This window comes from Thermodesulfobacteriota bacterium (assembly GCA_036397855.1).
Classification (GTDB): Bacteria; Desulfobacterota_D; UBA1144; order Nemesobacterales; family CSP1-2; genus DASWID01.
The window spans coordinates 1-12477 of the sequence record DASWID010000182.1; the positions used below are offsets into that span (position 1 = coordinate 1).

Sequence of the window (12477 nt, forward strand, 5' to 3'; positions counted from 1 at the left end):
GCCACTATACAATATTCAAGCAATACAGGGAGCAGAATTCGAAGAGTTCTCAGGGCGGATAATGCCCAAAAGCTACGGCAATGTATTAGACGAATACAACGCAGTCAGAAACAATGTGGGAATCCATGATTTATCACACCATGGAAAGATAGGGCTTGGCGGTAAGGAGCATATTAAATTTCTTCAAGGGATACTTTCAAACGATGTAAAAAAACTCGAAGAGGGCGATGGACAGTATGCAACCTTTCTTACACCAAAAGGAAGAATCATCGCTGACATGAAGCTCTATAGGAAGGAAGCGTCTGTACTTATTGAATTAGAACCAGGCCTTAACGAAAAAGTTATAGAACTACTCTTAAAATATAAGATTTCTTATAAGGTAGATATTGAAGATCTAACTGAAAGCCTATCACTTATTTCAGTACAGGGACCGAATTCAAAAAAACTCATTGAAAAAACGTTGGGGAAAAAAATCCCTGATCTAAAAGAATACAGCTTTTTCTTGGGTGATATAAATGGCAAAGAGCTTTTGATAGCTTACGTAAACAGGACCGGAGAACTGGGGTTTGATATATTTGTTTCATCCGATGGCGTAAATAAAACCCTCTGGGAAAGCTTAATAGCAAAGGGACAGGAATTCGAAGCCAGGCCAGTCGGTCTTGTTGCGTTTGAAACCCTGAGGATTGAAGCAGGAATTCCCAGGTATGGCGTTGATATGAATGAAAATACCATCCCTATCGAAGCCGGGCTATGGAACGCGTTGAGCTTTGATAAGGGATGCTATGTCGGGCAAGAGGTAATAGCGAGGATTAAATGGAGGGGACATGTAAACTGGCATCTTGCAGGTTTTAGAATTGATGGTGATTATATGCCCCAAAAGAATAGCAAAGTCATAATCGGTGAAAGGGAAATTGGATATATCACAAGCAGCGCATACTCACCCAAGTTAACTAAAATAATCGCACTGGGGTATATAAGAAGAGAATTCAACAAGCCAGGGGTTCAAGTTACCATTAAGATGGAATCAAGCAAAACTGTTGCAGCTGAAGTCAGTCAGATACCGTTTTATAACCGAAACTGATTCCTCAAAATCAATAAAAAATGCTGAATTTGTTCTCATATATTTTCCAGACTATCTTTATTATCTAAAGGGAAATATTGGATCAATATGCTGACAGCTCATTTCGGAAGTCTAATAACAAACACAAAGATGCAGTCCGGATATATATCATTGTTACATCACTGTTACTGTAAGACATTACATAACATACTAGTCCTTTCAACAAATAGACAGCTAATCATCTAATATTATTAATCTAAGCTTATCTGTCCTAAACTAACGACTCATGCAATTCATAACCAAAATAAATCTCATTGTAACTGATGAAGTTTTATCGTTGTTAATGTATTGGATACCTTATTTTGATTATCATTGTATTTTGTACTAGTATAGTATATAGTATGCTTTATATTAAGGAGTTTATTTAATATTGCTAATGAGGAAACGAACATTAGACTGAGTCTTAATGTAAGTTATAAGGTAATCTCTTTAACTACTTAGGTTGATTAGGTATTTCGCGATCTGCAATAATTGATTTTAGCTTTAAACAGTGCTAAAAGCGGAGGAGGCAACTTCGTTTCATTCAATTGATTTTACTAAACTTACCTTGTTAGCAATGAGAGGAGGGAAACATGATATTCGATTCAATTATTGGGTGGTTTTCTAATGATCTAGCAGTCGATTTGGGCACGGCAAACACTTTAGTATACGTAAAGGGAAAGGGAATAGTAGCTAACGAGCCATCTGTTGTAGCAATCCAAGATCATGACGGTAGATCAAAGAGAATACTTGCAGTAGGAAAAGAAGCGAAGGACATGGTTGGACGAACCCCTGGATCGATCAAGGCTATTAGGCCGCTGAAAGAGGGTGTCATTGCGGATTTTGATGTCGCTCAAAAGATGTTGGAGTACTTCATAAGAAAAACACATAACAATCGAAAGAGCTTTGTAAGACCGAGAATAATTGTTTCAGTTCCGATCGGTATAACCGAGGTTGAAAAAAGGGCCGTGAGAGAGTCTGCAGAAGCAGCGGGTGCTCGTGAGGTTTATTTAATTGAAGAAACCATGGCAGCAGCGCTCGGAGCGGGCATGGCAGTAACAGAGCCCGGAGGAAACATGGTTGTGGACATCGGAGGGGGAACTACTGGGGTTGCAGTAATATCCCTCGCAGGCATTGTTGTGAGCAAATCGGTAAAGATTGGCGGGGACAGACTCGATGAGTCAATCACACAGTATGTAAAGAGCAATTACAGTATGCTGATAGGAGAAAGAACCGCTGAAATGGTCAAGATAAGGCTTGGTAAAGCCATGGGAAATGGCGACGTCGGCTCTATGAATGTTAAGGGAAGGGATCTAAGAGCGGGGATACCAAAAACCGTGGAAATAACCTCGGAAGAAGTCAGAGAAGCCCTTAGCGGTCCGTTAAATTCAATCGTCGAAGCTATCAAGCAGACGTTGGAAAGGACTCCACCAGAACTAGCAGCGGATATCGTTGATAACGGCATAGTTTTAACGGGAGGTGGAGCCTTATTGGGGGGACTTGATACGTTGATTAACGATGCTACCGGCCTTCCTGTTACTGTGGCAGAAGATCCCCTAACCTGTGTCGTTCTGGGTTCCGGGAGAGCTCTTGACGAATTGGATCTCTTAAAAGAAGTTAGCTTATGGTGAGATTATCACAAAGGATCTAGTATTGATCAGTCCATCCCATTTGCTCTCAAGCAAATGGATTCTTACAAATAAGTATGGGTTTTTTGAAGCGCCACCCGTTAATAATCATAATACTTTCCTTGCTCTTAGCAGTGCAGGTTTTTTCATTGTCCACTGATGAAAAACATATGCCGGCCCCGTTTTCAAAATTTATTCTTAACCTAACGTATTATCCGCAGAAATTTACCTATGAAGTCACAGACTCAATGATTAATATATGGCAAAATTACATTGATCTTGTGGACGTGAGAAATGAAAACAAGAGACTTATGCTCGAAAATGCTCAACTCCGTCATGAAAATATGCAACTTCTAGAAGCTAAATTACAGAACGATAGGCTCAAGAAATTATTAGAATTTAAAGACTATGCGCAAGCTCGGACACTAACTGCAAATGTGATTGCAGGAAGCCCTTCCATAAATAGAACAGAGGTAGTAATCATTGATAAGGGTAATAATGATGGTATAAGTGAGGGAATGCCAATCGCAACATTCGAGGGAATTGTAGGAAGGGTTTATCTAGTCGGTGATAGAGACGCTGAAGTAATGTTGATTACAGATCCCTTGAGCGCTGTAGACGCATACATCCATCGAACCAGGGCCAGAGGAATCGTTAAGGGTACGGGCCTCGGATGTGTAATGGAATATATCGAGAGTAAAACAGACCTAAGTATAGGTGATAAAGTTATATCATCAGGAAAAGACGGATTTTTCCCTAAAGGTGTTGTCATAGGAACCGTAGAGGAAATCGAAAGAAAAGGTAATTTTCTAAGTGCCAAAGTATCCCCAAACGTGGAATTGAACTCACTAGAAGAGGTACTTGTAATACGTGATCCCTCGGACAAAATGGAATTAAATGAATAACGCAATTACTGCCATATTTTTTATCTCTCTGTCCCTGCTTTTTATTGTACTCCAATCTACTTTGCTTGCTCCAATCAAAATTGGAAGTTTTAGCCCAGACTTCAATCTAATTTTAATAATAATTATTGCGATGCTCTCGGACGTTAAAGGTGGTTCGATTTTTGCACTGGGAAATGGATATTTGATGGATGTACTGTCAGGCGGGCTTATAGGAGTGAATGCACTATCAAGACTTAGTATCTATGCTGCAATTCGTGGTACTACCAATAACATCTATTATCAACAAATTCCAGTCTTATTGATCGTAATATTTCTCAGTACTATTTTTTCATGGTTTTTTATTTGGGTTGTTATTAAAATTAACTCCGAAATTGATCTTAGTGTTTCTCTTTACGTGATATTAAAACAGGGAGCCATAAACACACTAATTGGACTCCCACTCTATTTAATGATAAAGAAAATCCATGAAAGAATACAAAAATAGGCTAATTATAGCAACCGTAATCATTATTCAAGTGTTTTTGATCCTCGCGGGGAGGATGTGGTATATGCAAATCCTGAAAGGCAACGAATATGAAAAATTCTCACGAGATAATCGAGTTCGCGTAACCAGGTTTCCAGCTCCCAGGGGAAGGATTCTTGATAGGAGGGGCAGGGAGCTCGTAATCAATAGATCTTCCTTTGATGTTTATGTATTTCCAAATGACACTAAAGATATAGATGGTATAAGTAATAGCCTTTCCCAAGCCTTAGAGATTGACGCCGGTGAAATCAAGAAAAAGATATCAGAAGCTTATAAGGCAAACCGATTTTTACCTACAGTTATTGCTAAAGATATTAATCGGGACCAACTTGCGTTTATCGAAGCTCGAAAGATCTATCTACAGGGAGTATTTATTCAGATTAACCACACCCGCGAATACCCATACAGGGAAATCGGAGCACCATTTATTGGCTATTTAGGAAAGGCGAGCAAAGACGATGTTATTGTACACCCGAATTTACTTCCGGGCACCTTAGTTGGGAAAAACGGGGTAGAAAGAGCTTTTGACAATTATCTCCTTGGAGAAGATGGATACCAGCAAAAGATAACCGACGCCCAAGGTAGAGAGGTTAATTGGCGGTTGCTGGAAAGAGATCTTAGGAGCCAGGATAGTATTCCTGGAAGCGACGTAGTACTTTCAATAGACATAGATCTCCAAAAATCGGCCGAAGAATCTCTGGGAGAAAGGGCTGGCGCTGTGATTGCCGTAGATGTGAGGACAGGAGAGTTGTTAGCATTGGTCAGTCATCCAACTTTCAATCCAGAAGAATTTATTGATGGTATGGATTCCACCGAATGGAATAAGCTAAAAACTAACAGTAGTTCCCCACTGCTTAACCGCGCCACGCAAGGTCTTTACGCACCTGGTTCGGTATTTAAAATTGTAACCGCGTCTGCTGCGCTTAGTGAGGGGGTAGTTTATGAGCAGACCCGATTCTATTGCCCAGGCAGCTATACGATCGGCAACAGAACATTTAGATGTTGGAAAAAGGGTGGGCACGGGCTTTTAAACCTACATCAGGCGATTGTACAATCATGCGATGTCTATTTCTATCACGTTGCTGAAAAACTCGGAATCGACCGTCTTGCAAAGTATATCCAAGGATTTGGCTTTGGTGGCCCGACGGGCATCGCCCTTAATGAGAAAACAGGAATCGCCCCAAGCAGAGAATGGAAATTGAATACACTCAAGAAGCCATGGTACATGGGAGAAACGATTGTAACATCCATCGGTCAAGGATATTTAAGCGTATCTCCACTTCAGATTGCATTGATGACTGCATCCATAGCGAACGGAGGGGTTCTCCTTAAACCCCAAATCGTAAAAAAGGTGACTGCTCCTGATGGTAAAGTTCTACTAAACATCTCTCCCGAAGAGAACGCACGTATACCCGTAAACGAAGACGCGATTAGCGTTATCATGAAGGCTCTAAAAGGAGTAGTCAATGAACCGGGTGGAACAGGATGGGCTTCCAGGATCGATAACATAGAAGTAGCAGGCAAGACAGGTACAGCTCAAGTTATAGCACTCAATTCAAACAGCGATAAAGCATCTCACAAGGATCATGCATGGTTCACTTCTTATGCGCCTGCCGATAATCCGGAGATTGCTGTAACCGTTATTGTCGAACATGGAGGTGGTGGTGGAGCAGTTGCTGCTCCTATCGTAAGAAGGATCCTCGAAACCTACGTCAAATTGAAAGAAGAGGGAAATGTATGATGATGTTTGATAGAAGGCTGCTTAAGAATTATGGCTGGGGACTCTTCATATTGACTCTCGCATTCTCGATTATCGGCCTTGTAAATCTGTACAGTGCTTCATTTCAGACCGAATACTATGTCTTCAAAAAGCAATTAGTTTGGGTGAATTTAGGTTTAATCGGAATGATTTTAGTATCATTTTTAGACTTCAAAACCATTAAACGATATACCACGCATATCTATGCAATAACAATCATATTTCTAATCATCACCCTATTATTTGGTAAAGAAGTTGCAGGATCAAAGAGCTGGATATCATTAGGTCATCTTATAAATATTCAACCGTCTGAGTTTGCAAAGCTGACAATCATAATTGCGTTAGCCAAATTTTATGATAACGATTTCGAGCCCGGCCCATACGGAATTCGTGACCTCGTAAAACCGATACTTATTTTAGCAATACCAGTAGTCCTTGTAATGGTACAGCCTGACCTTGGTACTGCCTTCGTTATAATTTTGATATCGGGAAGCATTATATTTTTTATGGGAATTCGGATTAAATCTCTACTCTTTCTGTTCATAGTTATTATAGGGCTTTCTCTCTCTAGCTGGAATTTCCTTTTTAAGGATTATCAGAAAGAAAGAGTCGTAACTTTTATCGACTCTTCGCAAGACCCACTAGGTTCTGGGTACAACGCAATACAATCACAGATTGCGGTTGGTTCCGGAAAATTTATCGGTAAAGGTTTCAAAACCGGATCTCAAACGCAACTACGATTTATCCCGGCACAGAAAACCGATTTTGTTTTTTCAGTCCTTGCCGAAGAATGGGGATTTGTCGGTGCAATTATTACACTCGTCATTTATTTTCTCATCATACTTTGGATCTTAGATACCGCAAGTCGTTCCAAAGACAAATTCACAATGCTAATATGCTTTGGTATCGCTGCAATGTATTTTTGGCATACCGTGATAAATGTGGGTATGGTCATCGGAATACTACCCGTTACCGGCGTACCGATGTTGCTGCTAAGCTATGGTGGCTCTTCGACTATCGCTTCACTACTAGCAATAGGAATTGTACTAGGAATAAGGATGAGAAGGACGCCTCTTGTGAAAGAGGCACTCGACCTTGCTTAGTTAGATATGCTTCTTTCGTTTATGTATATCTCTCCAGCACGGAATGCCTCCGAGGCTTCTTGCTTTCTTTACGGCACTAATTATTGCATCTGATATTAGCTCCGCCGCTATAATTCCGCATGTATTAGCATCGCCCTGAGAATCACCGCAAGAAATCGCAAATACCAGATCACCGTCCGCAGTCGTATTTGAAGGAGAGATCACCCTCGTTATCCCTGTCTGTCCGATCGCAGAAATCCTAAATAATTCTTGCTTTGAAAATCCCGCGTTTGTTACTACGACCGCCAGAGTTGTGCTCATAAAGGGTTCTAACTCCTTTTTTACCTCACTCTTGACTAGATTTACAGTCCCGAGAAATTTCACCCCATCGTTTGAATTTCTTACGCCGGCAATAATTCCACCATCTTCGATCGATATTACATCTCCAAAGGCATTCACGGCAACCAAAACCCCCAACACTACACCATTCTCGAAGGTATGACTTGCCGAGCCAATTCCACCCTTCGTAGCATTCTTTAATCCTAAAAGCTTTCCAATTGTCGCCCCGGTTCCCACGCCAACACTACCATCTTCGACTGGATTTGAAGTGGCTTTTAGGCATGCTTCATACCCCATCTTCGCATCGGGTCTTATTTCCCCATTTCCTATACCCAAATCAAACAAAACCGCAGTAGGAACCGCAGGAACAACCAAACCATAACAAGTTTGAAATCCTTGTCCCCTCTCCTCAAGGTATCTCATCACCCCTCCCGATGCATCAAGTCCGTATGCACTACCCCCGGTGAGGAGCACCCCCTGTATCTTCCCGAATGTGTTGTGTGGAAGTAGAGAATCTATCTGCCTAGTACTGGTTCCACCCCCTCTCAAGTCGACGGCACCATTGGCGACGTCATCAAATAAAATGACTGTGCAGCCTGTTATTGCATCAAAATCAGAAGCATGCCCAACCCTCACACCAGGTACATCAGTAATAGAACCCATGCCTACAGTTTAATTTATTACTATCCATTTCCAAATTCATAAAATTGACTATTACTCTATGTACAATCTGTCGTGAAAGAACTCAGACGAATTCAGATCGGAAATATTTTGAAAAATGATTTCTACTTTGTAGGAAGGGATTTATCCGTATGTACCGTAACCTAAATGGGGTTACAACCCAATTAAACTAAGACGCTTCCATAAATTCAATGCCCTCTCAATCCTTATGATATCAACCCTCGTACAATTATCTCTTGTAATCACTTGACAGAATACCATATTCGGCTAAAATCAATTCCGTTCTTTTGGATTTTCAGGGGTTAATTAGGATTAGTAACACGCATTCTTAAGTACACCAAGTTAAAAGATTAATTGTAACCACTCAATAGTGAAATGATTTCAACTGCGTGGTTAGAGAAAAACATCAATTAACCAAATCAGAGCCTGACTCTTTGAATTAATGCTTCTCAAAATGTTCAAGTCCTCATCCACATCTAAAGTTGAAATAAATATTTTGGCATTATTGATCTTAACAATTTCCGCAGTAGTCTGTGGTGCCCTAACCAACGAGGCAGACGTAAAGGATATTGGTGTCAACGAAAAACTTGGTGACGCAATACCACTGGATTTAAAATTCTTTGACGAAGATGGCAATCAAATATTCCTTGGAGATTTACTTAAAGATGGCAAGCCATTGATCCTATCCCTAGCTTATTTCAGTTGCCCGAAATTATGCAGTTTAACCTTGAATGGAACATTAGAATCCATAAATGCACTTTCTTCTCTCTACCTAGGAAGGGATTTTAAATTAGCAACGCTAAGCTTCAACCCAATCGAAAAACCGGACATAGCCAGAAAAAAGGCAGTTAAGTACCGTGGTAAGTTAAAAAAAGAGCAATCTGCTGAAAAGAAATGGCTCTTTCTTACCGGTGATGAAGATAATATCTCCAAATTAACACAAGCAGTCGGGTTTAAATACAAAAAGGATGGAGAAGAGTTTGCACATCCTACAACTTTGATTTTTATCACTCCGGATGGGAGAATTTCCCGTTACCTCTATGGAGTTCGATTCGAACCTAAAGAGATGAAGCTTTCATTACTCGAAGCGTCGGACGGAAAGATCGGGTCTTCAGAGGTACTGAATAAAGTTCTCCTTTTTTGTTATGAGTTTGATCCCGTTGGAAAAAGATACGCTCTTCAAGCTTTAAAAATAGTTAAAGCCGGGGGAGTGATAACACTTATTTCGCTGGGTCTTTTTTTAACGTACTACTGGAAAAAAGAAAAGAACAGCCAAAGCAGTGATGGAGGTAAACAAAGTCTTAGATGAGTTGGATACCTGAAGTAGCTTCAGATCTCGCAACTAAGGTTGACGGAGTTTTACTTTTTATAACGGTCATTTCCGTAATCTTCTTCCTCATTGTTTCAATTCTCCTCATATTCTTCGCAGTTAAATACAGAAGAAGAAGAGAGGATGAAGAAACACCATACATTACCGGAAATGAAACACTTGAGTTAATATGGACTGTAATACCATCCATCCTATTAATGGTGATATTTGTATATGGGTTTGTAGTCTTCAGGGATATGAGAAATCCCCCGGCAGATGCGACAGAAATAAATGTCACGGCTAAACAGTGGCTATGGCAGTTCGAATACTATAACGGCAAGAAAACACTGAATGAACTCTATGTTCAACAAAATAGGCCGGTTAAACTAGTTATGAGATCAGAGGATGTTATTCACAGCTTTTTTGTCCCGGACTTCCGTGTTAAACAGGACATACTTGGGGGGAGGTATACTCAACTCTGGTTTACCCCCACGAAAGTCGGAACCTTTCAACTATTCTGTGCTGAATATTGTGGAACAGGCCACTCAAAAATGCTTGGAAAAGTGGTTGTCCTGAGCCCTGAGGCATATGATATATGGGAAAAGGGTGCTGGGGTTACAGAAGAGATTGGAGTAGCTTCACTTCCCGATGCAGAAAGAGGAGAACAAATATACAAGCAAAGCGGTTGTAATGCATGTCATAGTCTGGATGGAAGTACCGGTGTTGGACCATCATGGAAGAGCTTAGTCGGTCATAAAGTAGCAATGCAAAACGGAGAAGAAATAACAGCGGATGAAAATTACATACGTGAATCTATTTTGGAACCCCAGGCAAAAATCGTAAAGGGATATCAGCCCGTAATGCCTTCTTTCAAAGGGATATTAAGTGATGCTGACATCTCGGCATTAATCTCGTATATGAAGACTCTAAAATAAATTTTATCTGTGATTTATTGGGAGGTTTTTAAATGGCAAATCATACAATTGCAGAGACTTTACCGGTTCCCTTTTTAGAACAGAAGGGGATTTTGTCCTGGATTTTATCGACAGATCACAAGAGAATTGGAATTATGTACCTTACTTCTATCTCTACATTCTTCGTAATTGCGGGCATATTCGCGCTTTTCATGAGATATGAACTGCTGACTCCGGAAAAAAACATCATGGATCCTCACACATATAATGTGCTTTTTACTCTTCATGGTGCAATCATGGTCTTTCTCTTCATAGTGCCAGGACTTGCTGCAAGCTTTGGGAATTTCCTCATCCCCTTGATGATTGGTGCCCCTGACGTAGCATTTCCACGCCTTAACCTCGGTAGTTACTGGCTCTATCTCCTTGGAGCCACTATTATTCTCTTTGCACTGCTGCAACCCGCGGATACTGGATGGACCTTCTATACTCCTTACAGCATTAAGACTGGCACCGACGTCGTTATGATCACCTTGGGTGTTTTTGTACTTGGATTTTCATCAATTTTAACCGGACTTAACTTCATCGTTACAATCCATAAGTTAAGAGCTCCTGGTATGACCTGGCATCGTCTTCCCCTATTTATATGGGCGTCCTATGCAACGGCAATTCTACAGGTTCTTGCCACCCCGGTAGTGGGGATAACGCTCCTTTTACTCATCGCAGAACGAACACTGGGTATCGGGTTTTTTGACCCCGCTAAGGGTGGAGATCCTGTCTTGTTTCAGAGCTTCTTCTGGTTCTACTCTCATCCTGCCGTCTATATAATGATCATACCCGCGATGGGTGTTATATCTGAGATAATCCCGGTGTTTGCCAGAAAACCCATATTCGGCTATAAAGCGATAGCATATTCGAGTCTGGCAATAGCATTGATAAGCTTTCTTGTTTGGGCACATCATATGTTCGTCGCCGGCATATCAGAAGTAGCAGCAACCATTTTTTCATTCCTTACCTTTCTAGTCGCCATTCCAACGGCGATAAAGGTATTCAACTGGACAGCAACCTTATACAAGGGTTCTATACAGCTGCACTCAGCCATGCTTTACGCACTTTCTTTTATCTTTCTCTTCACAATCGGTGGTCTGACCGGAGTTTTCGTTGGAGCGCTCGCTGCAGATGTTCACCTCCATGATACATACTTCGTAGTAGCACATATGCACTATGTTATGGTGGGTGGGACCGTTATGGGGTTTTTTGGAGCACTACACTTCTGGTTTCCCAAGATGTTTGGAAAGATGTTAAATGAAACTATTGGTAAAATATCCTGGTTTCTTGTTTTCGTTGGCTTTAATATCACATTCTTCCCTCAGTTCCTCCTGGGAGTTGAAGGAATGCCAAGGCGATACGCTACGTACCTGCCGAAATTCCAACCTCTAATGGAACTCTCTACAATAGGATCATGGATACTTGGCTTAGGTATTTTATTAATAACTGTGAACGTAATCAGGAGCCTATTGAATGGAGAAAAGGCAACTCAAAATCCATTTAATTCATTATCCTTAGAATGGTCAGTGCCATCACCGCCACCGCATGAAAACTTTGAAGAGATCCCGCATGTGACTGATTGGACCTACGGCTACGGTAATAAAAAAAATAAGGTGGAGGAGTAGATGGAAGAAATAAGTATTGAACACAGACATGTTCATCATATAGATCCAGTAGTTGGGTATGAATCTGCTAAGTTAGGCATGTGGCTATTTTTAGCAACTGAGCTTTTACTGTTTGGAGGCCTCTTTGCAGCTTACACAATTTTCCGTGCCAAGTATCCAGCGCTGTTCGAGGAGCAACACCTTGAGCTCAACAAAACCCTCGGAGCCTTAAACACAGTAATACTGATCTTCAGCAGTCTAACAATGGCAATGGGAGTAACTTGCATTCAAAGGGGAAATCGAAAACTTCTCACCATCTTTTTAGCTATAACGATAATATGCGGGCTCGTATTTGGCCTTAATAAATATTTTGAGTACAGTGCCAAGTTTCACCATCACATCTACCCGAGCACCAGCATTTTCTTCGCACTCTACTTCATGATGACAGGGCTGCATATGTTGCATGTGCTCGCAGGTGTAAGTACTCTTACTGTTTTGCTTGTCCTTAATCTCAGGGGGAAATTTTCCGAAACATATAACGCCCCAATTGAAATTGGAGGGCTTTACTGGCACCTCGTCGATCTTATCT

11 protein-coding genes are annotated in these 12477 nt (G+C 41.0%); 10 read left to right on the forward strand and 1 reads right to left on the reverse strand.

What is annotated here, in order from left to right; all coding sequences use genetic code 11:
* The 6 genes from VGA95_13855 to rodA form a co-directional block, all read left to right on the forward strand.
* Positions 1-1081 (forward strand): glycine cleavage T C-terminal barrel domain-containing protein (locus VGA95_13855; GenBank protein ID HEX9667628.1); only part of this gene is annotated, 1081 nt, incomplete at its 5' end.
* Positions 1082-1692: 611 nt separating this feature from the next.
* Positions 1693-2730: a rod shape-determining protein gene (locus tag VGA95_13860; GenBank protein HEX9667629.1), complete on the forward strand. Its 1038-nt coding sequence runs from the start codon at positions 1693-1695 to the stop codon at positions 2728-2730.
* 74 nt (positions 2731-2804) lie between these two features.
* A complete protein-coding gene (mreC, locus tag VGA95_13865) occupies positions 2805-3632 on the forward strand; it encodes a rod shape-determining protein MreC (protein ID HEX9667630.1) in 828 nt (275 codons plus the stop codon).
* Complete coding sequence (gene mreD / locus VGA95_13870; GenBank protein ID HEX9667631.1) at positions 3625-4116, forward strand: rod shape-determining protein MreD; 492 nt, start codon at positions 3625-3627, stop codon at positions 4114-4116. Before mreC ends, mreD begins: the two co-directional genes overlap by 8 nt.
* On the forward strand, positions 4097-5896 hold the full coding sequence (gene mrdA / locus VGA95_13875) for a penicillin-binding protein 2 (GenBank protein HEX9667632.1): 1800 nt from the start codon (positions 4097-4099) through the stop codon (positions 5894-5896). The genes mreD and mrdA overlap by 20 nt, the downstream gene beginning before the upstream one ends.
* On the forward strand, positions 5893-7017 hold the full coding sequence (gene rodA / locus VGA95_13880; protein HEX9667633.1) for a rod shape-determining protein RodA: 1125 nt from the start codon (positions 5893-5895) through the stop codon (positions 7015-7017). The genes mrdA and rodA overlap by 4 nt, the downstream gene beginning before the upstream one ends.
* Here the strand turns inward: rodA and VGA95_13885 are convergent, their stop codons facing one another.
* Positions 7018-7998 carry a P1 family peptidase gene (locus VGA95_13885; protein ID HEX9667634.1) on the reverse strand — a complete coding sequence of 327 codons (981 nt, stop codon included), beginning with the start codon at positions 7996-7998 and terminating at the stop codon, positions 7018-7020.
* A 472-nt stretch (positions 7999-8470) separates the two neighbouring features.
* Here VGA95_13885 and VGA95_13890 point away from each other — a divergent pair, with 472 nt between their 5' ends.
* The 4 genes from VGA95_13890 to VGA95_13905 form a co-directional block, all read left to right on the forward strand.
* Positions 8471-9325 carry an SCO family protein gene (locus VGA95_13890; protein ID HEX9667635.1) on the forward strand — a complete coding sequence of 285 codons (855 nt, stop codon included), beginning with the start codon at positions 8471-8473 and terminating at the stop codon, positions 9323-9325.
* Complete coding sequence (gene coxB, locus VGA95_13895) at positions 9322-10260, forward strand: cytochrome c oxidase subunit II (GenBank protein HEX9667636.1); 939 nt, start codon at positions 9322-9324, stop codon at positions 10258-10260. Before VGA95_13890 ends, coxB begins: the two co-directional genes overlap by 4 nt.
* 32 nt (positions 10261-10292) lie before the next feature.
* Positions 10293-11909, forward strand: a complete 1617-nt coding sequence (ctaD, locus tag VGA95_13900) for a cytochrome c oxidase subunit I (protein ID HEX9667637.1) — start codon at positions 10293-10295, stop codon at positions 11907-11909.
* Positions 11910-12477 (forward strand): cytochrome c oxidase subunit 3 (locus VGA95_13905; GenBank protein ID HEX9667638.1); only part of this gene is annotated, 568 nt, incomplete at its 3' end.